This is a genomic window from Streptomyces uncialis, from assembly GCF_001905345.1.
In the GTDB taxonomy this organism is placed as follows: Bacteria; Actinomycetota; Actinomycetes; order Streptomycetales; family Streptomycetaceae; genus Streptomyces; species Streptomyces uncialis.
Genome location: NZ_LFBV01000001.1, coordinates 674,706 through 697,899 on the forward strand (window position 1 = coordinate 674,706; position 23,194 = coordinate 697,899).

The 23,194-nt window shown below is 71.7% G+C and carries 23 protein-coding genes; 12 read left to right on the top strand and 11 right to left on the bottom strand.

What is annotated here, in order from left to right:
* Nucleotides 1–56: 56 nt before the first annotated feature.
* On the top strand, nt 57–695 hold the full coding sequence (locus tag AB852_RS02900) for a TetR/AcrR family transcriptional regulator (RefSeq protein WP_073783234.1): 639 nt from the start codon (nt 57–59) through the stop codon (nt 693–695).
* 66 nt (nt 696–761) lie between these two features.
* Entirely contained in the window at nt 762–3,074 is a 2,313-nt protein-coding gene (locus AB852_RS02905; protein ID WP_073783236.1) for a HelD family protein, read from the top strand.
* A 176-nt stretch (nt 3,075–3,250) separates the two neighbouring features.
* Here AB852_RS02905 and lpdA read toward each other — a convergent pair whose 3' ends face one another.
* From lpdA to AB852_RS02930, 5 genes are all read right to left on the bottom strand, one after another.
* Entirely contained in the window at nt 3,251–4,663 is a 1,413-nt protein-coding gene (gene lpdA / locus AB852_RS02910; protein ID WP_073783238.1) for a dihydrolipoyl dehydrogenase, read from the bottom strand.
* 118 nt (nt 4,664–4,781) lie between these two features.
* Nucleotides 4,782–5,339: a pyridoxamine 5'-phosphate oxidase family protein gene (locus AB852_RS02915; RefSeq protein WP_079184252.1), complete on the bottom strand. Its 558-nt coding sequence runs from the start codon at nt 5,337–5,339 to the stop codon at nt 4,782–4,784.
* 222 nt (nt 5,340–5,561) lie between these two features.
* Nucleotides 5,562–6,203 carry a histidine phosphatase family protein gene (locus AB852_RS02920; RefSeq protein ID WP_073783240.1) on the bottom strand — a complete coding sequence of 214 codons (642 nt, stop codon included), beginning with the start codon at nt 6,201–6,203 and terminating at the stop codon, nt 5,562–5,564.
* 659 nt (nt 6,204–6,862) lie between these two features.
* Complete coding sequence (locus tag AB852_RS02925; RefSeq protein ID WP_073783242.1) at nt 6,863–7,351, bottom strand: MarR family winged helix-turn-helix transcriptional regulator; 489 nt, start codon at nt 7,349–7,351, stop codon at nt 6,863–6,865.
* Nucleotides 7,352–7,506: 155 nt separating this feature from the next.
* The gene (locus AB852_RS02930; RefSeq protein WP_073783244.1) at nt 7,507–8,835 is read right to left on the bottom strand and encodes an NsdA family TPR-like regulatory protein; all 1,329 of its coding nucleotides are present in this window, start codon (nt 8,833–8,835) and stop codon (nt 7,507–7,509) included.
* 513 nt (nt 8,836–9,348) lie between these two features.
* Between AB852_RS02930 and AB852_RS02940 the strand changes: the two genes are divergently transcribed.
* Together AB852_RS02940 and AB852_RS02945 are read left to right on the top strand one after the other, a co-directional pair.
* Entirely contained in the window at nt 9,349–9,711 is a 363-nt protein-coding gene (locus AB852_RS02940; protein WP_143201166.1) for a hypothetical protein, read from the top strand.
* A gap of 81 nt (nt 9,712–9,792) precedes the next feature.
* A complete protein-coding gene (locus AB852_RS02945) occupies nt 9,793–10,002 on the top strand; it encodes a DUF397 domain-containing protein (RefSeq protein ID WP_073783250.1) in 210 nt (69 codons plus the stop codon).
* 244 nt (nt 10,003–10,246) lie between these two features.
* Here the strand turns inward: AB852_RS02945 and AB852_RS02955 are convergent, their stop codons facing one another.
* A complete protein-coding gene (locus AB852_RS02955) occupies nt 10,247–10,492 on the bottom strand; it encodes a GntR family transcriptional regulator (protein WP_073783254.1) in 246 nt (81 codons plus the stop codon).
* Nucleotides 10,493–10,661: 169 nt separating this feature from the next.
* Here AB852_RS02955 and AB852_RS02960 point away from each other — a divergent pair, with 169 nt between their 5' ends.
* Entirely contained in the window at nt 10,662–11,012 is a 351-nt protein-coding gene (locus AB852_RS02960; protein WP_073783256.1) for a hypothetical protein, read from the top strand.
* Complete coding sequence (locus tag AB852_RS02965; RefSeq protein WP_073783259.1) at nt 11,009–11,212, top strand: hypothetical protein; 204 nt, start codon at nt 11,009–11,011, stop codon at nt 11,210–11,212. Before AB852_RS02960 ends, AB852_RS02965 begins: the two co-directional genes overlap by 4 nt.
* A 33-nt stretch (nt 11,213–11,245) precedes the next feature.
* On the opposite strand, the gene AB852_RS02970 is transcribed toward AB852_RS02965, so the two are convergent.
* Nucleotides 11,246–12,526 (bottom strand): serine hydrolase domain-containing protein, encoded by a 1,281-nt coding sequence (locus AB852_RS02970; RefSeq protein WP_073783261.1) that lies wholly within the window; start codon nt 12,524–12,526, stop codon nt 11,246–11,248.
* 202 nt (nt 12,527–12,728) lie between these two features.
* Nucleotides 12,729–13,298: a VOC family protein gene (locus AB852_RS02975; protein WP_178390930.1), complete on the bottom strand. Its 570-nt coding sequence runs from the start codon at nt 13,296–13,298 to the stop codon at nt 12,729–12,731.
* 867 nt (nt 13,299–14,165) lie between these two features.
* On the opposite strand from AB852_RS02975, the gene AB852_RS02985 reads away from it, so the two are divergent.
* The 4 genes from AB852_RS02985 (at nt 14,166) to AB852_RS03005 (ending at nt 18,423) form a co-directional block, all read left to right on the top strand.
* Nucleotides 14,166–14,747 (top strand): HAD domain-containing protein, encoded by a 582-nt coding sequence (locus AB852_RS02985; RefSeq protein ID WP_073783265.1) that lies wholly within the window; start codon nt 14,166–14,168, stop codon nt 14,745–14,747.
* A 311-nt stretch (nt 14,748–15,058) separates the two neighbouring features.
* Nucleotides 15,059–15,238 carry a hypothetical protein gene (locus AB852_RS02990; protein WP_073783267.1) on the top strand — a complete coding sequence of 60 codons (180 nt, stop codon included), beginning with the start codon at nt 15,059–15,061 and terminating at the stop codon, nt 15,236–15,238.
* 291 nt (nt 15,239–15,529) lie between these two features.
* Nucleotides 15,530–17,839, top strand: a complete 2,310-nt coding sequence (gene helR, locus AB852_RS03000; RefSeq protein WP_245876590.1) for an RNA polymerase recycling motor ATPase HelR — start codon at nt 15,530–15,532, stop codon at nt 17,837–17,839.
* A gap of 176 nt (nt 17,840–18,015) precedes the next feature.
* Nucleotides 18,016–18,423, top strand: coding sequence for a VOC family protein (locus tag AB852_RS03005; protein ID WP_073783271.1), 408 nt, complete (start codon nt 18,016–18,018; stop codon nt 18,421–18,423).
* A gap of 148 nt (nt 18,424–18,571) precedes the next feature.
* Here AB852_RS03005 and AB852_RS03010 read toward each other — a convergent pair whose 3' ends face one another.
* Nucleotides 18,572–19,480: an aminoglycoside phosphotransferase family protein gene (locus AB852_RS03010; RefSeq protein ID WP_073783273.1), complete on the bottom strand. Its 909-nt coding sequence runs from the start codon at nt 19,478–19,480 to the stop codon at nt 18,572–18,574.
* Nucleotides 19,481–19,672: 192 nt separating this feature from the next.
* Nucleotides 19,673–20,260, bottom strand: a complete 588-nt coding sequence (locus AB852_RS03015; RefSeq protein WP_073783275.1) for a TetR/AcrR family transcriptional regulator — start codon at nt 20,258–20,260, stop codon at nt 19,673–19,675.
* A 145-nt stretch (nt 20,261–20,405) separates the two neighbouring features.
* Here AB852_RS03015 and AB852_RS03020 point away from each other — a divergent pair, with 145 nt between their 5' ends.
* Complete coding sequence (locus AB852_RS03020) at nt 20,406–20,837, top strand: RidA family protein (RefSeq protein WP_073783277.1); 432 nt, start codon at nt 20,406–20,408, stop codon at nt 20,835–20,837.
* Nucleotides 20,834–22,030 (top strand): alkene reductase, encoded by a 1,197-nt coding sequence (locus AB852_RS03025; protein WP_342748452.1) that lies wholly within the window; start codon nt 20,834–20,836, stop codon nt 22,028–22,030. Before AB852_RS03020 ends, AB852_RS03025 begins: the two co-directional genes overlap by 4 nt.
* A gap of 27 nt (nt 22,031–22,057) precedes the next feature.
* On the opposite strand, the gene AB852_RS03030 is transcribed toward AB852_RS03025, so the two are convergent.
* Nucleotides 22,058–23,005 (bottom strand): helix-turn-helix transcriptional regulator, encoded by a 948-nt coding sequence (locus AB852_RS03030; protein ID WP_073783281.1) that lies wholly within the window; start codon nt 23,003–23,005, stop codon nt 22,058–22,060.
* Nucleotides 23,006–23,194 lie beyond the last annotated feature (189 nt).

Below are 23,194 nucleotides of genomic sequence, written 5' to 3' on the forward strand. Positions count from 1 at the left end.
CCGGGTCACGTCCCGGCGGGGCGTGACGGCCGTCCGCGCTGCGTACGCTCATCGGCATGAGTGGTGAGATGGGGCTGAGGGAACGCAAGCGGCTGCGGATGTACCGGTCGGTGTCCGAGACCGCGATCGCGCTGTTCCTGGAGCGGGGCTTCGAGAAGGTGTCCGTCGCGGAGATCGCGGCGGCGGCCGACATCTCCAAGCCGACGCTGTTCCGGTACTTCCCCGCGAAGGAGGACCTGGTCCTGCACCGGTTCGCCGACCACGAGGACGAGGCCGCCCGGGTCGTCACGGCCGCCCGCGCCGACGGGACCGCCCCGCTGGCCGCGCTGCACCGGGACTTCCTGGACGGGCTCGCCCGCCACGACCCCGTGACCGGGCTGAACGACGATCCCGGGGTGCTCGCCTTCCACGACCTGCTGTACGGGACGCCGTCGCTGGTCGCGCGGCTGTACACGTACCTCGAACGCTCCGAGGAGCGGCTGGCGGGGGCGCTGGCCGCCCCCGGTCCGCCCGGCCTGCCGGACCGGACCGCCGCCGCGCAGATGGTCGCCGTCCGGCGGGTGCTCGCCCAGGAGAACCGGCGCCGGGTCGCCTCCGGCGAACGCGCCGACGCGGTGCACCCGGACGCCGTCACCCACGCCGACCGCGCCTTCGCCGAACTGCGGGACGGACTTCCCCGGTACGCGGGGGCCTGAGCCCCCGCCACATCGCGACCCGGTAAAGAATGTGACTCGGTAACGCTTTCTCGCTAGGGTCGGCGTATGGCGCGTCGCGATACCGGAACACGTCCAGCCCCGGACCCCGAGGGGCCACAGGCCCTCGCGGACGAACGGGCCCACCATGAACGCTGCCGCGCCGCCCTCGCGGCGATGGCGGCGGGAGCACGGGAACACGTCGTCACGGCGGCGGACGTCTCCGCGTCCGGCGCCGACGCCGAGGTGCTCGGCCGGGCGCTGCGCACCAAGGCCCGCGACCTCGGCGAACTCCCCCCGGGCCCGCTCTTCTTCGGCCGCCTCGACTTCGCCGCCGCACCTGGTGACGAGGGGTCCGGCGACGAGCGGTCCGGGGCGGGTCCGGTCGCGGGCCGGGACGCCGACGCCGCGCCGCACGCCGGGCAGAGCTATCACATCGGACGGACCCGGATCACCGAGGAACCCACCGCCCCGCCCCTGGTCGTCGACTGGCGGGCACCCGTCTCAAGGGCCTTCTACCAGGCGGGCCCGCACGACCCCCGGGGCGTGGCGGTACGCCGCCGCTTCGGCTGGGCACCGGACAGCACGGGCGCGCCGCAGGACCTGACGGGCCTGGAGGACGAGTACCTGGGCCGGTCGGGTACGGGGGCGGGGCCGGGCGGTACGGAATCGGGTACGGAGTTGGGCCCCGGAACGGCGTCAGGTACAGGTACAGGTACGGGGTCGGGTACGGGTACGGACGTGGGTGTCGCCGGGGGGTTCCTCGCCGCCGAGATCCGGCGGCCCCGTACCGGACCGATGCGGGACATCGCCGCGACCATCCAGCCCGAACAGGACGACCTCGTCCGCTCCCCGCTCGGCACCTCCCTGTGCGTACAGGGCGCGCCGGGCACCGGGAAGACGGCGGTCGGGCTGCACCGCGCCGCGTATCTGCTGTACACCCACCCCCGGCGGATCAGCCGCTCCGGGCTCCTCGTGCTCGGCCCCAACCGGACCTTCCTGCGGTACATCGCGGAGGTGCTGCCCGCGCTCGGGGAGGGCGGCGTCGGACAGCTCACCGTCGAGGACCTGGTGGCCCGGCACCCGGTGACCGGGCACGACCCGGAGGCGACGGCCCTCGTCAAGCACGACGCCCGGATGGCCCGGGTGCTGCGCCGCGCCCTGTACGCGCGGGTGCGGCCGGAGGCGGTGGACGGCGCGGGGCTCACCGTCGCGGACGGCTCGTACCGCTGGCGGGTGCCCGCCGGGGAGCTGACCGCGATCGTGGCGGACGTCCTCGCGGAGGAACTCCCGTACGACACCGGCCGGGAGCGGGTCCGGGCCCGGGTCGCGGCCCGGGTCAGGGAGCTGGCGGAGCGGCGTTCGGGACCTCGCGGGGACGGCTGGCTGCGGCGGACCGCGCGGGCCCGGCCGATGGCCGCGTTCCTCGACGCGGTGTGGCCGAGGACGAGCCCGGAGGAGGTCCTCGCCGGACTGCTGTCCGGGCCGCAGGAGCGGGAGCGGGCGGCGGACGGTGTCCTCGGTCCGGCCGAACGGGCCGCGCTGGGCCGGGCCCGGCCCTTCACGGCCCGGTCGGCCCGCTGGTCCGCCGCGGATCTGGTCCTGCTGGACGAACTGGCCGGGCTCCTCGAACTCCCCGCCGGGCACGGTCACATCGTGGTGGACGAGGCGCAGGACCTGTCCCCGATGCAGTGCCGCGCGATCGGGCGCCGCGCCCCGCACGGCTCGCTGACCGTCCTCGGCGACCTCGCGCAGGGCACCACCCCCTGGGCCGCCCGGTCCTGGCCCGAACAGCTCGCGCACCTGGGCCGTCCGGACGCCCGGACCGTGGCCCTGACCACCGGATTCCGGGTCCCGGCCCAGGTGACGGCCCTCGCCAACCGCCTCCTCGCCCGGCTGGACGTGCCCGTGCCGCCCGGCCGTTCACTGCGCGAGGACGGTTCGCTGACGGTCCGGCGGGTCCCGGACGTGGTGGCCGCGACGGTCGCGGCGGTACGCGCGGCGCGAAACGGTACGGAGCGGCTGGGCGCCCCCGCCGGTCCGGCCGGTCCGGACATCCCCGCCGGTCCGGACGCCCCCGCGGGTGCGCTCGGTTCGGTCGGGGTGATCGCCGCGGACGCGGACGTCCCCCGGCTGCGCGCGGCCCTGACCGCCGCCGGGCTCGCGCCCGCCGACCCGGCCGGTCCCGCCGCGCCGGGCGCCCCCGTCACCCTGCTGCCCGCGACCCTGGCCAAGGGGCTGGAGTACGACCATGTGATCGCGGTGGAACCCGCCGCGATCGAGGAGGCGGAACCCCGGGGCGCCCACCGGCTGTACGTGGTGCTGACCCGGGCGGTCACCCGCCTGGAGATCCTGCACACGAGACCGCTGCCGTTCGGGTGACCGGTGACCGGTGGCGGGTGGCGGATGACCGGTGGCGGGCGACCGTGTGGCGGGCGACCGTGTGGCGGTGCCCGGCACCCGCGCGGACGCGCATACGTCCGGACGGGCACCGGGCACCGGGCACCGGAAGGCGACGGAGTGACGACGGAATACGGAGTACGGAACGTGCGGCGGGCTCAGAAATTGATCATGTGACCCGCGAGGCCGTGCACCGCTTCCTTGACCGCCTCACCGAGCGTCGGGTGCGCGTGGACGTTCCGCGCGACCTCGTGCACCGTGAGGTCCCACTGCTGGGCCAGGGTCAGCTCGGGCAGCAGCTCCGTGACATCGGGTCCCACGAGGTGACCGCCCAGCAGCTCCCCGTACTTGGCGTCGCTGATGAGCTTCACGAAACCGACGGTGTCCCCGAGGCCGTGCGACTTCCCGTTCGCGGTGAACGGGAACTTCGCCACCTTCACGTCGTACCCCAGCTCCCGGGCCTGCGCCTCGGTGTAACCGAAGCTCGCGACCTGCGGCTGGCAGTACGTGGCACGCGGGATCATCACATAGTCGAGCTCCATCGTCTCGGCGTCCGCGATGGTCTCGGCGGCGATGACGCCCATCGACTCGGCGGCGTGCGCCAGCATCAGCTTCGCGGTCACGTCACCGATGGCGAAGATGTGCGGGACGGAGGTCCGGCAGCGCCCGTCCACATCGATCGCGCCGCGCTCGGTGACCCGTACCCCGGCGGCGTCGAGGCCGTACCCGGTGACGTTCGGCTGGAAGCCGATCGCCTGGAGCACCTTGTCGGCGGTGAGCACCTGCTGCGCGCCGTCCTTGCCGGTGACCGTGACCCGTACCTGCGGGCCCGACTCGTCGATGGAGTCGACCCGGGTCGAGGTCAGCACGTCGATACCCAGCTTGCGGTACTGACGGGCCAGTTCGGCGGAGACGTCCGCGTCCTCCAGCGGGGCGATCCGGTCCAGGAACTCGACGATCGTGACCTTCACGCCGTAGTTGTGCAGGACGTACGCGAACTCCACCCCGATCGCGCCGGCACCGGCGATCACGATGGACTGCGGTACGTCCTCCGCGAGGATCTGCTCCTCGTACGTGACGACGCGTTCGGTGCGACGGGTGCCGGGCAGCAGCTTCGGGGTGGCGCCCGTCGCGATGACACAGTTCTCGAAGGTGAGGGTGCGGGTGCCGCCGTCGGCGGTGGCGACCTGGAGGGTGTGCGGGTCGGTGAAGGTGCCGCGTCCGTCGATCTCGGTGATCGCGTTCTTCTTCATCAGATAGTGGACGCCCTTGACCCGGCCGTCCGCGACCCGCCGGCTGCGCCGGTACGCCTCCCCGTAGTCGAATGACACCGTGCCGTCGACCTTGATGCCGAAGGTCTTGGACTCATGGGTGAAGATGTGCGCGAGTTCGGCGTTGCGCAGCAGGGCCTTGGTGGGGATGCAGCCGACGTTCAGACAGACGCCGCCCCAGTACTTCTCCTCGACGACCGCGACCTTCTTGCCGAGCTGGGCGGCCCGGATGGCGGCGACGTACCCGCCCGGTCCCGCACCCAGGACGACGACATCGAAACGGTCTTCTTCCGTGGCCATGGAGTACTCCTGCCTGGTGATGGCTGTACTCCCCGATGGTCGCACCACAGCGGCGGTCCGCCGCCCGGGGCCACCCCTTCGGAGCCCCTCTTCCCGCCGACCGGGGAGGAAGGGCCGGTCAGCCGGTGATGTCGAGGGCCGTCCCGTACAGCCGGGAGACGCGGAGCCGGACCACCACCCGGCGGTCCGTCACCGCCTGGGCGAGGAAGGCGGCCTCGTCGGCGGGGTCGGGGAACCCGGGGGTCAACGCCAGCAGTTCCCGTCCGACGGTGTCCCCGGGTACGGCCGTCGGCTCCGACACCTCGGCAAGCCCCTCGGCCACCGCGAACGACCACACGTCCGGCCCCTGGACGTGCAGTGACGCGTGCGGATCACGCCGCAGCTGCCGTGCCTTGAGCCGTTCGGCGGTGGTGGAGACCCGGACGGTCCGCTCAGCGGGGTCCCAGTCGTACAGGACCGTCGACAGGTGCGGGTGTCCGGTGGACCGGACCGCGGCGAGGGTCCCGAACCGCCCGGCGGCCAGCAGCGCGGTCGCGTCGGCGTCGGTGAGCGGCCGGGGCGCGGGCCCGGCGGGGGAGGACCCGGCGGCGTCGCCGGGGCCATCGGCGGTTGCTCCGAGGTTCGTGGCTTCGATGGCGGCGGTGGGACCGGTGGCGGGGGTGGGCTCGGCGCTCATGGTCGCTGGTCTCCTCGGTGCGTTCGGGGGACTGGTGACGGGTGACCGGATCAGGTGGCTGTTCGGGGATGCCGTGGTGACGTCGGCGCGTCCGGGGTGGACGGCGCCGGATACGACGACGAGATCGACCGTAGCAGATAGTTCCGTTGCAGACTATCGACTGCGGGCGCAGTCCTCGTTCCGGCTCCGCCCACCCGCCCCGCAGCGGCAACTGGGCCGTCGTCACCCGGCCTTGCCGGAGTCGAGATGGCGGATGTCCCCGAGGCTGACGAGCTGGCGGTTGTGGAAGAAGTCGTCCTCGCGCAGTGTGGTGACGCTGCCGGAGGGCGCCCGGAAGTTCGCGTAACCGGCCGACTCGATCGGCATCTTGATCCATGCCGCCACGACGCACGTCAGGGAGCCGCCGTGCGTCACGACGATCTGGTGTTCGCAAGGGCTCCGCAGGATGTCGTCCATGGCCGCGTAGATACGCCGCGCCCACACCGCCTTGGTCTCCGCGCCCGGTACGCCCTCGTCGTGGTCCATCCGTTCCCCGACGGCCGGCGGAGGGACGAAGCGCTGGTCGAGCCACTCCTGCGGCCTTCCCTCCGCCTCGCCGTAGGACTTCTCCCGCAGCCTGCGATCCACGACCGGCCGCACACCGAACAACCCGGCCACCTCGTCCGCCGTCCGCAGGGTGCGCCGCAGATCCGAGGAGAACAGCTCCACGTCGGCGCCGTCCGGCACCTGGGCCCGCAGCGCCCGCGCGATGGAGACCGCCGCCCGGACCCCGCCGGCCGTCAGCTCCGAGTCATGCCACCCCCCGACGACCCGCTCGACATGGTGCGTCGCTTCCGGATGGGTGACGACGTAGAGAGTGCGCATGGGTGGGGTGTCCTCCTGTAGGGGCCGTCCTGCCTGGCCGGTCGCAGTCCGCAACTATGCGGACGAACTTTCAAATCCATCAAGCGAGTTCTTCGCCCCCCGCCCAGTACAGGAAGCCCAGCACAGCAACAAGTGCGCTGAGCACCGCGTACCCGGGGGGCGCGTGGAACTGCGCGAGCGACCAGGACAGACCCGCAGCCGGACGGGGACGGCGGGAGGCGCAACCTCAGGGGCGCGGGGAACTGCGCACCCCACGAGCGACGGCACAGGAACAAGTCCGCCGAGCACAGGCAACCCAGGGGCGCGGGGAACTGCGCAAACCCACGAGCGACCCGCACGGGAACAAGTGCGCCGAGCACAGCGAACCCAGGGCCTGCGGCCGGACGGGGACGGCGGGAGGCGCAACCTCAGGGGCGCGTGGAACTGCGCACCCCACGAGCGACGGCACAGGAACAAGTCCGCCGAGCACAGCGAACCCAGGGCCCGCAGCCGGACGGGGACGGCGGGAGGCGCAACCTCAGGGGCGCGGGGAACTGCGCAAACCCACGAGCGACCCGCACGGGAACAAGTGCGCCCAGCACAGCGAACCCAGGGCCCGCAGGCACAGGCGACCTGCACGGGGCCAGGCGACCCCGGCACTGAGAAGCCGCCCGCAAGGGCTACCGCTTACGCTGCCGGGCACGCCGCACAGGCGCCGGCCCCTCGACGGGCACCGCGAGCGGCCCGTCGACCAATCGCAGCAACGCCCGCGTAAGGACTTCGCGTTCCCCCTCGGGAAGCACACCCAGCACGTCACGGTGCACCCGGTCCGCGATCTCCTGACTGCGCCGGGCCATCGTCGCGCCCTCGTCGGTGACGGCGATGATCCGGGCCCGGCGGTCGGTCCGGGACGGCCGCCGTTCCGCGAGCCCGGCTTCCTCCAGGGCGTCGACCGTGACGACCATGGTCGTCTTGTCCATGTCGCCGATCTCGGCGAGCTGGATCTGGGTGCGCTCCTCCTCCAGGGCGTGGACGAGCACACAGTGCATCCGCGCGGTGAGTCCGATCTCCGAGAGGGCGGCGGCCATCCGGGTCCGCAGGACGTGACTGGTGTGGTCGAGGAGGAAGGAGAGGTCGGGTTCGACGCGGGTGGGCGCGGTAGCGGTCATCCGTCCAGGGTAGCGGTGTTCGTCCCGTGACGGATTATCCGCGAGGCATCGCATTTCGTGTCGCAGCCCCGGGCCCCGGCCGGGCGTTCACGGTCACCACCGCCCACCGTCAGCCCCGAGCCCCGACCCGTTGCCGCCCGGGGCGCGGGAGCCTTTCACACTTGGCCTCTGGTGGCCTGCAAGGCGCGCTCCCGCACTTCACGCGCTGTCGGGTTGGCGCGATACGGCGAAAGTAGCTGCGCGATTGCGGCGACGTGACGGTCAACCCTGCCCGAGTGGATTTTCGGATACTCGTCAAGAACATGCGCCCAGGTGTTGCAGGCCAGCTCCACGTGCCCAAGTTCAAGCTGCCGTTCGGCCAGAATGGAACTGAAACGTAAAGCGGACCTACGGGTGTCCGTCGGTGTCCGCAAGCGAAAATGCAGCTTCAGCGAGTCGACGCTTCCGGCAACATCGCCGAGCGCGTACCGAACCTGTGACACGTGATAGGCCAAAACAGCCGGGTCGTAGTTTCCGAGATTCTGCGAGGTGCTCTCGGCCTGATCCATGGCCCGCTCCGCTTCCCGCAGGCTCCGCAGTGCGGCACTCCGGTCTCCCGCGACAGCAAGGGAATGCGCCTGCTGCCCGCCCATGAATGCCCGCATGCGCGGTCCCGATTCCGGCGCGGTGGCAGCAGCGGCGTCCGCGAGACGTACCGCCATGGCGCCGTGGCCGAGGTCCACCGCCTGAACCGAGACCCCCCGGAGCACACGGCAGTACGTCAGCCGGTCGCCGCTTCCTCCTGCCAACTCCAACCCTTTGACGTAGTAGCGCTGAGCGATCCCATGCATTCCTTCGTCCACGGCCATCCAGCCGGTCAGGAAGCAGAGGGAAGCGGCAGCGGACATCATGGCTTCGCGTGTCTCCACTGCCCCATCGGTAAGGAGGAGAGGTGCGACGGTTTGGGCTATGAATGTCGCGGCCAAGGGTCTTGTGTGTCGGCCACCGAACTCGTCGTACGTATCGGAAAGCTGAGCTGTCATGCGCTTGACCAGCTCAACATCGGAGATCCCCACCCGGCGTGCCGACCCGGTTTGAACCGCTTCCATTCTTCCCATGACGTCGGGCCAACCGGGGATATTGAGCGCAACGGAGAAGATGCCTGCCCCGATAAGGTTGCGTCGCTCCATGTCCTGTCTCCCTAGGTCAATCAACTCTTCCACGATGGAACAACTGGTTGAAGCGTGGGCAGGGGAAGGGAAGCCCGCTTCGGCGGGTGTGATCGGACGGCCTAACTTGCGCGAGAGCGCCTCACAGATCCTTGGGCGCACGTCTTCCATGGGGGTTACGCCCTTCCGCCAGTAGTGGACGGTGGACTCCCCGAAGGTCGTCGGCGTTCCGCGCTCGGTTCCGATCAGGTTGACGGCGCGGGCGAACTGCCCCTGAGTCCAACCGGCTTCCTTGTGCAATCGATTCAGGTGGATGTTGGGCTTCCGTGTCCCCACAGGTCTCCTCGGGCGGGCTGAAGTCCCGTTCAAGCCTTTCAAGTTTTGCTGCCGTCTCCACGGTACCGCTGTACGTAGTCAAGGAGTTGCCTAGAGCGAGCGCAGAGCAGTGTGCGGACGCGAGCGAAGGGAAGAGACGGCAGCCATGCCCGATGACTCTGAACGCCAGGTCAACCTGGGTGACCTGGCGTACGACGCCCGCAAGGGCCGCCTTGGGGTGGTCATGGATCTGGACACGGGAACAGGCGCGGGGCGCTGCTGCCTCCGTCCGCCCCGGGGCGGTGTCGAGTGGAGCGCGTCGTATGCGGACGTGCGTCCGGCCACCGTGGCGGACCAGCTCCGCCCCGCTCTCACCGAAGTGAATGCGCGTAGTCGAGGGGGTCAGGCATGGGGTTGACCGGGTTGCTCCGCCAAGGCTCGCGGCCACTGATATGCGGAGCCGTTCAGCTGCTGCCCCCGGCCCTGGTTCTCGACGCATTGACCGCGGCTCTCGTTGACGACGATGAGATCGAAGTGACGACGGATCTCCACTGCGAGATTGAACAAGACCACGTGGGCCTGCACGCCGCAGCCGTCCGGCTGCTCAACAACTCCCCGCCCAGGACCGTATGGACCCAGTGGGTGGACTGGCGCGACCCGGAAGTCGTCGTCGTCCTGCCGGATTGCCCAGAAGTAAACGGCGGGCCACCCGGCAAGGACGACCGCTGCACCCTGTTCGCCAGCCACCCGGGAACATGCTCCTTCGACCTGGTCGACCCGGAGCACGAGGAGTTCCTGGCAGCCAATCCCGCGTACCGGCATTTGTTCGAACGGGAGCGGCCACAGGGAGCCGTCACGGACCTGCGCCCTCGCCCCGAGGACTCCCCGGCCGACTGATCCCGCATACGGACAGCCCGCCGGGGTGGCAACACCGCTGCGGGGAACGACTCCCCGCATCACATGGAAAGGATCAGCATTGTGACCGCAGTTCCCGAATTCGAGTTCCGCACCGCAACCGCGTGCACCCTCCAGAACAGCGACCCACGCTGTGTCGAGGTGGCGACCAACGTCCCGGGCCGTGTGATCGTACGCAACTCCGTCACCGGCGCCACGGTCGAGTTCACCGCCGGGGAATGGACCGCCTTCCTGGCGAGTGCGAAGCTGGGGGAGTTCGACCTCTCAGCCTAGGGAGTGCCCATGCAGGAGTGCCCGCGCTGTGGCGGTACGGCCGAGGCCGACCCTGAACACCCCAACGCACGCTGGTGCCTGTCCTGCTGGCACGCATGGACGTATCCCCAGGAACCGTCCTGCGGCGGATCGCTGCCACGGCTCGCGTCCGGACTCCGGGTACTGCGGGAGTCGCGACATCTGAACCGCTGACGGCACAGCGCAACGCCCCGCCCGTCCGCCGGGCTCTGGCGTACGGACGGGGCTACTCGCCGTCGCGCTGACCCTCGGCTGCCCGGACGAACGTCCCCATGTTCGGCACGGTCGTGATCAAGCCGGAGTCGCGGAGGGCCTTCGTCGCCTTGCGCATCGTGTCCCTGTTCACGCCGAACTCGGCGGCCAGCCGGACCTCCGAGAGCTGGAAGCGCTCCGGATAGTCCCCGCGCTCGATACGGCGGGTGATCTCGTCTGCGATCTGCTGCCACTTCGGGCGCGTGGGGTCGAACTCCACACCTCGACGCTACCGAGGGGACCACCGTGGCGCACATTCGCCCCACGCCACCCCTCGGGGTGGACAGGGGTCTACTGGTTACTACCGTCACCAACAAAAGCGCCCCGGCAGACCGCGCCAACGGTCCACCGGGGCTCGCCGCAACAGCTTCAGAGGAGCTGAACGACGTATGCGTGATGCTATCTCCCGTGCCCTCGTACGGGTGCTGGACGTCCTTCCGTGGACCCGTCGCACCAGCCCGGGGCGCCACACCGTCCAGTACCTGGCCGACCGGCCCGAGCCCGGTCCGCTGGTCATCTGCGCGGCCCGGACCCCCGTCCCCGTACACGTCCTCGCGCGGTCCGTGCCGTCGCCGTGGGGGCACCGGGTTCCGCCGTACCTCCGCGACTGGATCGGGGAGCAGGAGGAACGCGAGCGGCAGCACGAGCGGCGGGCGGCGGTCGCCGCGGCCACCCTCGGGCTGGACCTCCCGTTCACGTTCGACGGGTCCGATGTGGCGCGGGTCGGGGTGTCCGCATGACCCTCGACCACCTGTTCCCCCAGGTGCCCCCGGTGCACGGTGAGCACTGCTGCCTGTGCGGACGCTGGACCATCGCCCCGGTGACCGTCGGCTACGGCAGCATGAGCGGGGGCATCGGCGTCACCCACCACGTGTGCGCGGAACACGTCCACACCCGGGGCCCGTGCACCGCCGACCACAGTGAGTCCGGCCGGAGTTGACCGTTCGGGGAACCGCACCCACGAGGCATCGCGTCAGCGGGCACCGGCGTCCGTACCGGCGCACAGGGTGCGGTCCACGAGACCGCGTACCGCCCGCTCGCCCGCGAGCAACTGCTCGTGGCCGCCGCCCGTTCCGCTGGCGACGACGACGACCGAGCGGCGTCCGCTTTCGACGAAGCCGGTGCTCACGGCGCCCCCCTCATGACTCCCCGCGTGACCCCAGGTGTGGTCGTCGCAGGTCAGCGGCTGGCGCATCAGCCCCAGGCCGTACCGCATACCGGGAAAGCCCTCGTCGTGGCGCTCGCTGACGGGCACCGTCCCGCGCATCTCCGCGAGCTGGGCGGTAGGCAGCAGGCGTCCGTCGAGAAGGGCGGTGAAGAAGCGGTCCACGTCGCGTTCGGTGCCGACCAGGGCGGCGGACGCGTCCGCCGCGGAGATGTTCCTGGTCGTGGTGTCCGTCCGGGTGACCGAGCCGGGGAAGAGGTGGTAGGTGTGCGCGTGCGGCCGCTTCAGGTGGGGGTTGTCGCCGGGGGCGTAGGTGCCGGTCAGACCCAGCGGGCGGATGACGCGGTCGCGCACCTCCTCGGCCCAGGTCCGCCCGGTGACCTTCTTGATGATCATCCCGGCGAGGACGTAACCGGGGTTGGAGTAGTTCCAGGCGGGCCTGGGTCCTTCGGGCGGTACCGGAACGGGATCGGGGACGGGAAAGAAGTCCGGCGCCCGGCGCATCGCCCCGGCCACCAGCTGCTCGGGGTCCCAGTGGTCGAACCTGGTCCGTTCGAAATCGGCGGCGGTGCTCCCGGTGTCGTCCTCGGGGCTGTAGTTGTGGACGCCGCTGGTGTGCTGGAGCAGATGTCTGACGGTGATGCGGCTGCCGTCGTTGCCGTTGCCGCTCACCACACCTGGCAGCCAGCGCTCGACGGTGTCGTCCAGGGACAGCCGGCCCTCGGCGACGAGTTGCAGCACCACGGTCGCCACGAACGGCTTGGTGACGCTGGCCATCCTGAACTCCGCCCCGCGCGGCACGGGACGGCCGGTGCCCAGCTCGGCCTCGCCCGCCTGGGCGTGCAGGGTGCGGGCGCCGTCGCGCACCCGCACCGAGACGCCGACGAACCCGCCTTCCGCGAGGACGCGGGCCGTCTCGCGCTGGAGCTGCCGTGAGGTGGGACGGCCGTCCGCGGAGGTCACGGCGTCCATGGGTAACGCACGGGGAGCGGCCACCGCGGCGGGCACGAGGGCCGTGGCCGCGAAGGTGGAGGCGAGCGCGACGGCGGTGATGAGCCGGGCCCGGGAGGTCTTCACTGTTGCCTTCATGCCCCCACACCCTGCCGGGGCGGACCGGCCGCGCCCATGGCGACAGCCTCCGGAACGGAGGTGGGGATACCTCCAGGGTCCTGGTCCGGCTGGTCGGTAGGGGGATGTCAGGGATGTCAGGGGCGTCAGGTCCGCCAGAGGCGGCTCCGGTGCGGATTCCCGTGCGGGCCTCGGACGGGACATGGGTCACAAAGGCGCCCCCTCACCGCCCGGTCTCCGTGTTCGTGTCCGCGTCTGTCCCCGTCCCCGTCCCCTCCGTCGTCCACAGACAGAACGGGTGTCCGGCCGGGTCGAAGAGGACCCGGGTGTCGTCCGCCGCCTGGTGGGTGGCGAGTGCGGCGCCCGACGCGACGGCGTACGCGGTCGCCGCGGTCAAGTCGGCCACCTCGAAGTCGAGATGGGCCATCATCTGCTGGGCGCCGGGCACCCCGGGCCAGACGGGCGGTACGTAGGTGTCGTCCGACTGCAAGGCGATCCCCGTACCCCCGGAGCCGTCCCCCCGCCCGGGTGCCCGCAGCTTCACCCAGTCAGGTTCCTGCCGCTCGACCTCCCAGCCGAGCAGCCGCTGGTAGAACGCGGCCAGCTCATCGGCGTCGGAACACTCCAGGACGACCGTGGACAGGGCCACGCGCGGGCGCGTGGCCCCGGGCGCCGAGGAGGACACGGGGGCCGTCACCCCGTCGGGGCTCGCGGAACCCACCTGGTGGGCGGGGCCGACGGGGTTGCCGGGGTTGCTGGGATCCACAGAGTTCACGGGGTTCACGGGGCTCATGAGGGCATCCTCCTGTTCCGGGTACCGGGCGGACGTGCGGGCACGCCCGCTCTGCGCGTACCCGGGCCCACGGCCCTCCCATGCCACCCGTTCCGGCGTTCCGTTCCATCGCCGCCGGTGGACGACCGCTGTCCGGCGGTGATCTCTGCCGGTCACACTCCGCCGGTCGGCCGCCCTCACGGCTGACCGGCCCCGGTCCCGGCGTCCTTCAGGACGCCGATTCATCCGACTCGGAAGACTTACGGCCGCGGGCACGTCGCAGAAGGTGTCTCGCCAGCAACACCACCCAGGCCACCAGCATCAGCGTCGCGGCGACCCTCACCCAGGGCGCGGTGCCGCTACTGGCCGCCGTCCACCCGAAGACGAGGATGCTCAAGCACATCCAAGCCGGGCCATCAAGGAAGTCGCCCCTCGGGTCTCGTGACACCCCAACCCCGTCCTGCCCGATGTCGCGGCTTGTTCGCCACGGCAGAAGGATATGGCAGCGGATCGAGCAGTCCCCCGATCACGGCCGAGCAACCCTGTCGGCCACCACGCGCTCCGGCAGTGACGTCCATTTCTCGTGAACATCCACGAGCCTCAAGATCGCCAACTGCTGCTCGAAATGAGGGCAGCGTACTTTTGGCCGAAGAGCTGAGAGTCGCAGCCTGAGCTGCGGCTGGCACTGTCGGGTCTGGACGACCGAGCTCTGACCTCGAAGGTGCCGACCAGCAGGCACTGAACCGTCCGGCTGCCCTACCAGTGAACGTTCGCCGTCCCTTACAGGACGGTCCGCCCGTCCCGCCGTCGAACGGTCCGCCGTCCTGGCGCTGAGCCTCCGCCCGTCCCGGCACCGCCGCACCCCACGCCGTCCCGTACGGTGCCGGGGTGACCGCCCCCGGACCCCTCCCCCTGCTGTTCCTCGATGTCGACGGCCCGCTGATCCCGTTCGGCGGGTCACCGGAGCGGTTTCCGGACGGGTACCCGACGTATCGGACCGGTCATGGGGCCGGGGCGGCTGCCTCGAATCCGCTGCTGGCCAGGATCGACCCCTGGCACGGGCCACGGCTGCTGGCCCTGCCCTGCGAGCTGGTGTGGGCCACTACCTGGATGGACGAGGCGAACGAATGCGTCGCGCCGCTGATCGGGCTGCCGCAGCTGCCAGTGGTGGCCTGGCCGGAGCCGTCCGGCGCCGATGCCGAGTGGGACACCGCCGATGACCGGGCCGCGCGGGCCGGGGTGCACTGGAAGACCCGGGCTCTCGTGGAGTGGTCGGCGGGGCGTTCGTTCGTCTGGGTGGACGATGAGATCACCGACGCCGATCGGGCCTGGGCGTCCGCCCACCACTCAGGGCAAGCCTTGCTCCACCGCGTCGACCCCACGCGCGGACTCACCGACGCCGACTACGGCACTCTCGGTGAGTGGCTGCACGAGGTTTCCGGCACCCCGGTACCCCGGAGTGCGCCGTGAGCCGGGCCGGGGAAGCCGTACGCCTCGGTGTGCCGGGGGCCGGGCCGGGGAGGTCCTTCGGGGACGGCTGTGGCTCGTCCGGCCCGCTCTGTGTGCCCGGAACGCCATGCGCAGCGCGGCGCGGCTTCGCGGGGGAGGGGCCCGTCGACGGCGGACGGGAGCGGGGGAGGGAGAATGGGGAAAGCGGAGTACCCACGCCTTTCCATGCTCAACGTATAGCGCATGGGGGGCCTTGCGGCAAGGCCCCCGTCGTGACGCAGAATCACCGACCGAAGCCGGGAACAACGGACATCGGGGGTCACGGAATGCGAGTGCTGTTGTCGACGTTCGGGTCGTGCGGGGGCGTCGAACCACTGGTCGCCCTCGCGCTCGCGGTGCGGTCGCGGGAGGTGGGCGAGCAGGCGCGGATGGGCATGCCGCCGGACGAGACCGGCACGGTTCGGCCTGCCGTCGCCCCACCACCGGCCGACCCGAACCGGCCACGACCGTGACCGTGACCGGAGGCGATGACCGGGGGCGTAGCCGGGTCCACGACCAGGGGGCCGCGACCGAGGCCACGGCCATGGCCGCGACGGAGGCCATGAGCACGACCACGGACACGGTCACCGTCACGGGGTCACCCCCGGCCGGAACACCGACCGGCGTGACCACGACGAGCAGCGAACCGGTCACCCGGACCCACCGCAAGCCGCACCGGACCCACCGCGCACCGGACCCGTCACCGGTCCGGACCCCCTCCCCCGCACAACGGTCGTACGCGACCACAGAACGGAGCCGATGAAGTGAACCCCCGGACCACCAGCGCGTTCGACCTGCCCGACCGCCTCTCCCAGAAGGCCGACCCGGCGCTGATCGCGAGCGACGAGCGGCACTTCGCGGCCATCTCGGAGAGCCTCGCGGAGTCGATCGCGGAACTGTCCGGCCGTCTCGCGGTCGAGCGCAAGGCGCCCGGCGGCATCGGCCGGGAGGCGATGGACCGGGACGCGGAGATCCACCGGCTGACCGCCCGGCTGCGCACCCTGCGCCGCTTCGGCCTGGACCTGTGCCTCGGACACTTCGTCCCCGCCGGCACCCCCGACAGCCCCGACAACACCGGCACCCCCGACAGCCCCGGCACCCACGGCAACCCCGAAAGCGCCGACACCCCCGGCAGCCCAGGCAGCGCCGACAACCCCGGTACACCCCACGCCCCCGGCAGCCCCGACAACCCCGGCACCCCCGGCACCCCCGGCACCCCCGAGCCCGTGTACATCGGTCGCCTCGGCCTCACCGACAGCACGGGACGGCGGCTGCTGCTCGACTGGCGGTCCCCCGCGGCGGAGCCGTTCTTCGCGGCGACGCACGCCAATCCGATGGGGCTGGCGAGCCGCCGCCGGTACCGCTGGACCCGTGGCCGGATCAGCGACTACTGGGACGAGGTGTTCACCGCCGACGGGCTCGAAGGGCACGCCGCGCTCGACGACCAGTCCGCGTTCATCGCCAGCCTGGGCGGCAACCGCTCGGCCCGGATGCGTGACGTGCTCGCCACCATCCAGGCCGACCAGGACGCCATCATCCGGGCGGGGTCCCGCGGCACCCTCGTCGTGGACGGCGGCCCGGGAACCGGCAAGACCGTCGTCGCCCTGCACCGTGCCGCCCACCTCCTCTACTCCGATCCGCGCCTGGGCCACCGTCGCGGCGGTGTGCTGTTCGTCGGCCCCCACCAGCCGTATCTGGCCTACGTCGCCGATGTCCTGCCCAGCCTCGGCGAGGAGGGCGTGCAGACCTGCACCCTGCGCGACCTCGTGATCGAGGGAGCCGGGGCGGGGACCGAGCCCGACCCGGCGGTCGCCCTGCTGAAGTCGTCGGCGGCCCTGGTGAAGGCGATCGAACCCGCCGTCGGGATGTACGAGGAGCCGCCCACCCAGGCGCTGACCGTCACGACCCACTGGGCCGAGGTCCGGCTGAGCGTCGAGGACTGGGCGGCGGCGTTCGACGCGGTGGAACCGGGCACCCCGCACAACGAGGCACGCGACCAGGTCCGGGACGAGCTCTTCTCGATCCTGGCGGACAAGCACGACGACGACGTCCCGCCCGTACTGCTCCGGAGGTCGCTGCTCCAGAACCGGGAGCTGATGCGGACCCTCAACCGCGCGTGGCCGATGCTCGAAGCGTCCGACCTGGTCGGGGACCTGTGGACGGTCCCCGCCTATCTGCGCAGATGCGCGCCCTGGCTCGACATCGCCGACATCCGCAGGCTGCAACGCGCGGACCCCCAGGCCTGGACGGTGTCCGATCTGCCGTTCCTCGACGCGGCACGGCAGCGGCTCGGTGACGCGGGGGCGTCCGTACGCAAACGTCGGCACGAGGCCTCCGTCGCCGCCGAACGCGCCCGCAGGGCCGATGTCATCGACAGCCTGCTGAGGGCCGACGACGACGGTGAGGGCGCGCTGACGATGCTGCACGGCAAGGACCTCCAGGACAGCCTCATCGACCACAGCGTGATGCCCACCGCCGACCCGGAACCCCTGGCCGGACCGTTCGCGCACATCATCGTGGACGAGGCCCAGGAGCTGACCGACGCCGAGTGGCAGATGCTGCTGCTGCGCTGCCCGTCCCGGAGCTTCACCGTGGTCGGTGACCGCGCCCAGGCCAGGCACGGGTTCACGCAGTCGTGGCAGGAGAGGCTCGCCCGGGTCGGTCTCGACCGGATCGACGTGGCCTCCCTCAGCATCAACTACCGCACCCCGGAGGAGGTCATGGCGGAGGCCGAGCAGGTCATCCGCGCGGTGCTCCCGGACGCCAATGTGCCGACCTCCGTCCGCAGCAGCGGTATCCCCGTCGTCCACGGCTCGGTCACGGATCTGGACAAGATCCTCGGCTCCTGGCTCGCCGACAACGAGGACGGGATCGCCTGCGTCATCGGCGACCCCACGTTCCGGGCGACGCCCCGCGTGCGGTCACTGACACCGGAGCTGTCGAAGGGACTCGAATTCGACCTGGTCGTCGTCATCGACCCGGAGGCGTTCGGCACGGGCATCGAGGGCGCGGTCGACCGCTATGTCGCGATGACCCGCCCGACCCAGCAACTCGTCGTCCTGACGAGCGCCTGACGAGCGATTGACGAGCGGCTGACCTGCGAGGTTCGTGGCGGGGGCGGGAGCAGGGATGGGAGCGGGTGCCCGGGGCGGAGCGGTCGCGGGCGCCGGCCCACCCCACGCGGATCGGCCCGCGACCGGGCACGCCTAGGGTGGTGCGGCGTGAGTCCACCGAACGTCCCGGAGGTGCCATGTCCCCGAAGATGAGGTTGAGCGCGGTCACCCTCGACTGCCCCGACCCTCTGGCCCTGATGGCGTTCTACCAGGGGGCCACCGGCCTCGAACCGCACGCGGAGTCCGGTGCGGAGTTCGCCGGTCTGCGCGGTGAGCACGGACTCCTCATCGGCTTCCAGCGGGTCGACGGCCACCGGGCCCCGACCTGGCCCGACCCGCTCGTCCCCCAGCAGCTCCACCTCTGCTTCGACGTCGAGGACGTGGACGAGGCCGAGGCCCGGCTGCTGGAGCTGGGCGCGAGCAGGCCGGAGCACCAGCCGAACGAGAAGCGGTGGCGCGTCCTCATCGACCCGGCCGGGCACCCCTTCTGCGTGATCAAGGCCCGGCCGAGGACGGACCAGGAGCGGCCCGCGGACCGGCCGTGACGGACCACGACCGGCCGTGACTGACCACGACCGGCCGGGTGCGGACCGGGACCCGCCGGGTACCGCCGGGGTGCGGATCGGGACCCGCCGAGTGCGGACGGTACGGATCGGGACCCACCGAACACGGGCTGGGAAAGCCGTCCGGCGCTCAGCGCGTGGCGGCGTCGGTGAGGATCGACCGGAGCCGGGCCCGGCACTCGGCGACGAAGGCGGGGTAGGTGTGCCAGTAGTAGGCGATCCCGCTGACGCCGACCACGACCGCCCAGGCGCGGGCGCGGACCCAGGCCGACTCGTCGAGGCGCAGAGCGTTCCAGTAGGTCTCCCGGGCGAGGGAGGGCAGGTCCCAGACGGTGGAGTGCTCGGCGTCGGGCAGGCCGACCGAGAGGCACCCGAAGTCGATGACCGCGTGGAGCGCGCCGTTCCGGGCCAGCAGGTTGGTGGGTTTGAGGTCGCCGTGGAGCCACACCTCGGGACCGGAGGAGTCGGGCAGCGCGAGTGCCGCGTGCCACAACCGCTCCAGGGCATCGACGTCGAGTTCCGTGCCCACCACGGCCCGGCAGCCGTCGAAGTACTCGCGGGCCGTCCCGTCGTACGCCCGCAGACCGCCGCCGCGGTACCAGCTGAGGTCGCCCGTACGGGTCGCGCCCATGAGGCCGAGGCCGTGGAGCTCCCGTACGAACGCGGCCAGGTCGGTGCCGAAGGCGGCCCAGTCCCGGACGGTGTCCGGGCCGGCCACGTCCCCCTCGATCCACTGGTGGACCGACCAGACGAGCGGGAAGTCCTCGGTGGGCGTCCCGGCGTGGACGGGCGCGGGGACCGGGCGGCCGAGCAGGGGCGCCAGACGCGGCAGCCACCGCTGTTCCTTCCGGACGGCCCGCGCGTTGTCGGGGGTCCGGGGAAGCCGTACGAGCAGGTCGTCGCCCAGCCGGTACATGGTGTTGTCCGTACCGGCTCCGGCGGCCGACAACGGCAGGTCGGCCCACTGCGGACACTGGGCCGTGAGCAGCGACCGGACCACCGATCCGTCGGCCGGGACCTCGTTCTCGTGCAGCGTCATGGGTCGAGTCTCACCGCTGAACGGAACGGGGCGCCAACGGGTTTCTCCGTCCCCGCCGACCGGAACGGGGCGCCAACGGGTTTCTCCGTCCTCGCTGGCCGGAACGGGCCCCCGGCCGGCATGAGGTAGTGACCGCAGGCGGCGCGGCGGGGTGGAGACCGAAGAGTGTCCGGGCAGCGGGCGTCACCCCGCCTACGGCCGGGGCCGCAGGCCGAGCAGGACGTCCTGGACGAGATCGGCGCTGCCCCTGACCGCGTCGTCGCCGAAACCCAGGAAGTGCCGGTAGTGGATCGGCGCGTAGAAGAGGTCGACCATCACATCGGTGGGCAGGTCGGAGCGGAGCTGCCCGGCGGCGACGGCGGATTCCAGCCGGGCCCGGCACTGCGCGATGCTGGGTTCGAGGATCGTCCGGCGGAACGCCTTCATCAGCTCGGGGTCGTTCTGGGCCTCGCCCAGGACGCCCCTGAACGCCTCGCTCATCCGCCCGGTGATCAGCCGCCGGCTCACCGCGGTGATCTGGGTCGTGAGGTCGGCGGCGATGTCACCGGTGTCGGGGTAGGCGAAGTCGTCGCCTAGTTCCTCGTTCATCGCCTCCAGCACCACCGCGCCCTTGGAGCGCCACCAGCGGTAGATGGTGGGCTTGCCCACGCCTGCCTGGGCGGCGATGGCCTCGATGGTCAGCTTCGCGAAGCCCTTACGGCTCACCAGGTCGAACGCCGCGTCGAGGATCGCCCGGCGGGCGCGCTCGCTGCGCCGGTCACTGTTCGGATCGGGGGTCATGGGCCCACCCTACCGTTCGCGTGACGTTACGTTTCGTTTTGACAATCCGGCTCGGAGTGGCCTAACTTCAGGCCACGTTACGGAACGTTTCGTAACGCGACCGTGCGGGGGCCGGTTCCGGTCCCCGCCGAGACAGGGGAGAGTCATGTCCAGCAACGAGAGCGTGGCCACCATGGAGCGCGTGCGCGTCGAGAAGATCGCGACCACGCCGGACTGGTACGCGCCGTACCGGATATCGCAGGCCGTCCGGGCCGGGGGCCTGGTGTACGTGTCCGGGCAGGCGGGGTTCGAGGAGGACGGGACGACCGTCGAGGGCGGGTTCCTGGCGCAGGGGCGGCAGGCGTTCAGGAACGTCGGACGGGTGCTGGAGGCGGGCGGCCTGACCTTCGCGGACGTGATCAAGGTCGGCATCCTCGTCCGGGACATGGCGGCGAACTTCCCGCATGTGATGACGCTGCGCGGCGAGTTCCTGGCCGAGCCCTACCCCGCCGACACCCTCATCGAGGTCGTCGCGCTGGCCCGGCCCGACTGGCAGATCGAGGTCGAGGTCATCGCGCTGGACCGGAGCGCCGCATGAGCGCCGGGGTCGTGACGGGACAGGCACGGGACATGGAATCGCGGGAAGAGCGGGAAGAGGTTGTGGGGATGCGGGAGTTGCTGGAGCCGTACCGGGCGGGGCGGCTGGAACTGGCGAACCGGGTGGCGATGGCCCCGATGACCCGGGGCCGGGCCGACGACGCGACGGGCGTGCCGAGCCCGTACGCGGCGACGTACTACCGGCAGCGCGCCGGAGCCGGGCTGCTGATCACGGAGGGCGTGTACGTCAACGCGCTCGCCAAGGGCGGCCCCGGCATCCCGGGTCTGGTGACCGACGCGCAGACGCGAGGCTGGCGGGAGGTGACGGACGCGGTGCACGCCGGGGGCGGCACGATCTTCGCCCAGCTGTGGCACGTGGGCCGGATGACCCACCCGCTGACCCTCCCGGACGGTGAGCTGCCGGTGGCCCCGTCGGCCGTCGCCATCGAGGGGAGTCGCATCTTCACCCGGGACGGGCTGCTCGACCATGTCACTCCGCGTGAGCTGACGGCCCGTGAGATCGACGCGACCATAAGGGACTTCGCGTCCGCGGCCCGGCGCGCGATCGAGGCGGGCTTCGACGGCGTGGAGATCCACGGCGCGAACGGCTACCTCGTCCAGCAGTTCATCGCCGACAACACCAACCTGCGCACGGACGGGTACGGCGGTTCGGTCACTGGCCGGCTGCGGTTCGCGACGGAGATCGTCGAGGCGGTCGCCGCCGAGGTCGGCGCGGACCGCGTGGGCCTGCGCATCTCACCGGACAACGCCGAGAACCAGCTCGCCGAGACCGACGCGCGCACCACGTACCGGACACTGGTCGACGCGCTGGAGCCGCTGGGCCTGGCCTATCTGCATGTGCTGGAGAACGGCGCGTACGGAGCCATCGCGGATCTGCGGACCCGCTGGTCGGGCACGCTCGTCGCCAACACGAACGGTCCGGTGCCGAGCAGCCCCGCCGCGGGCGCGCGCCTGGTGCGGGACGGCCACGCGGACGTGATCGCCCTCGGCCGCCTGTTCATGACGAACCCGGACCTCCCCGCCCGCCTGGCCGCTGGCATCCCGCTCGCGGGTCCGCCGACGGAGAACCTGTACGGGGGAGGGGCGGAGGGCTACATCGACTACCCGCCCGCGACGGACGGCCCCGGGGTCGCGGCGACCCCGGCGGCCCAGGTAGTCCCGGCCGCCGCGTAGGCCGCGGCACGAATCACGGGACAGCCCTTAGCCGTACCGCTCGACGAGCGTGCCGCCGATCGCGGCCAGGCGGTCCCGCACTCCTGGCGGGCCGGTCACCTCGACCTGGTCGACCAGCCCGGCGAGCTCACCGGCGAGCATGTACTCGTCGTGGCCGCGGATCACGACCTCGACCCGGCCGTCGGGCGCGGAACCCCCCACCTGGAGCCGGCCGCCGAACGCCATCCGGAGCACGCTCACCCCGTGGGGCGCGCATACCGCCTGGACCTCCAGTGGCGTTCGTCTGCGGTCGATCTCGTCGGCGATCTCGCGCCATCTCTCGGCGAGGTCGAAGTCCTCGGGACGGTGCACGGGGTCGCCGGTCGGGTCGGCGGACGACACACGGTCGATCCGGAAGGTCCGCCGACCCGCCTCGGTGTGGGCGACGAGGTACCACGACGGACCCTTGGCGACGATGCCCAGCGGGTGGACGGTTCTCCCGGTCTCGGCGCCTTCGCGGTCGACGTAGCGGAGCCGTACCTGGACGCCGTGGATCACCGCGTCCTGGAGTGCGTCGAGGAAGCGGGGCGGCCGGTGCCCGACCGGACCCGATCCCCATGCCTGCGGGTCCTTGACCAGCGACGACGCCGTCGCCTCGGCCTGCGCCCGGAAGGGCTCCGGCAGGGCTTGGACGAGCTTGCGCAGAGCCGCCTTCACGGTCGGCGTCGCGGCCGAGGCCGGTCCGGCGACCAGGAACAGGGCGCGGACCTCGCCCGCGGTCAACCCGGACAGGTCGGTACGGGCGCCGCCCACGAGGCGCCAGCCGCCGCCCCGGCCCTGTGTGGAGTACACGGGCACCCCGGCCGTGGCCAGGGCGTCGAGGTCGCGGCGGGCGGTGCGCTCGGAGACCTCCAGCTCCCGGGCGACCTCTGCCGCTGTCACCCGCCCGCGCCGTTGCAGCAGGAGGAGGACGGCCACCAGCCGGTCGGTTCGCATACCGACAACACTCTCAATGAAACCGGCCATGGGGTGACCGGTTTGGTCGCCAGGATGGCGGCATGGCTTCGGCGACGAGTCCCGCCACCCACGGCCGTATCGACCCTGGGCCTTTCAGCCCTGTCGACCCTCGGCCTTTCACGGGTGCGTGGGCGCCGCCTTCGGGAACCTCCGTCGCCCGAGCCTGAT

What these genes read in the sequence shown, in the direction of transcription:
- AB852_RS02900 (WP_073783234.1), top strand. Translation starts at nt 57, where the DNA reads ATGAGTGGTGAGATGGGGCTGAGGGAACGCAAGCGGCTGCGGATGTAC.
- AB852_RS02905 (WP_073783236.1), top strand. Translation starts at nt 762, where the DNA reads ATGGCGCGTCGCGATACCGGAACACGTCCAGCCCCGGACCCCGAGGGG.
- lpdA (WP_073783238.1), bottom strand. Translation starts at nt 4,663, where the DNA reads ATGGCCACGGAAGAAGACCGTTTCGATGTCGTCGTCCTGGGTGCGGGA.
- AB852_RS02915 (WP_079184252.1), bottom strand. Translation starts at nt 5,339, where the DNA reads ATGAGCGCCGAGCCCACCCCCGCCACCGGTCCCACCGCCGCCATCGAA.
- AB852_RS02920 (WP_073783240.1), bottom strand. Translation starts at nt 6,203, where the DNA reads ATGCGCACTCTCTACGTCGTCACCCATCCGGAAGCGACGCACCATGTC.
- AB852_RS02925 (WP_073783242.1), bottom strand. Translation starts at nt 7,351, where the DNA reads ATGACCGCTACCGCGCCCACCCGCGTCGAACCCGACCTCTCCTTCCTC.
- AB852_RS02960 (WP_073783256.1), top strand. Translation starts at nt 10,662, where the DNA reads ATGCGTGATGCTATCTCCCGTGCCCTCGTACGGGTGCTGGACGTCCTT.
- AB852_RS02965 (WP_073783259.1), top strand. Translation starts at nt 11,009, where the DNA reads ATGACCCTCGACCACCTGTTCCCCCAGGTGCCCCCGGTGCACGGTGAG.
- AB852_RS02970 (WP_073783261.1), bottom strand. Translation starts at nt 12,526, where the DNA reads ATGAAGGCAACAGTGAAGACCTCCCGGGCCCGGCTCATCACCGCCGTC.
- AB852_RS02975 (WP_178390930.1), bottom strand. Translation starts at nt 13,298, where the DNA reads ATGAGCCCCGTGAACCCCGTGAACTCTGTGGATCCCAGCAACCCCGGC.
- AB852_RS03005 (WP_073783271.1), top strand. Translation starts at nt 18,016, where the DNA reads ATGTCCCCGAAGATGAGGTTGAGCGCGGTCACCCTCGACTGCCCCGAC.
- AB852_RS03010 (WP_073783273.1), bottom strand. Translation starts at nt 19,480, where the DNA reads ATGACGCTGCACGAGAACGAGGTCCCGGCCGACGGATCGGTGGTCCGG.
- AB852_RS03015 (WP_073783275.1), bottom strand. Translation starts at nt 20,260, where the DNA reads ATGACCCCCGATCCGAACAGTGACCGGCGCAGCGAGCGCGCCCGCCGG.
- AB852_RS03020 (WP_073783277.1), top strand. Translation starts at nt 20,406, where the DNA reads ATGTCCAGCAACGAGAGCGTGGCCACCATGGAGCGCGTGCGCGTCGAG.
- AB852_RS03025 (WP_342748452.1), top strand. Translation starts at nt 20,834, where the DNA reads ATGAGCGCCGGGGTCGTGACGGGACAGGCACGGGACATGGAATCGCGG.
- AB852_RS03030 (WP_073783281.1), bottom strand. Translation starts at nt 23,005, where the DNA reads ATGCGAACCGACCGGCTGGTGGCCGTCCTCCTCCTGCTGCAACGGCGC.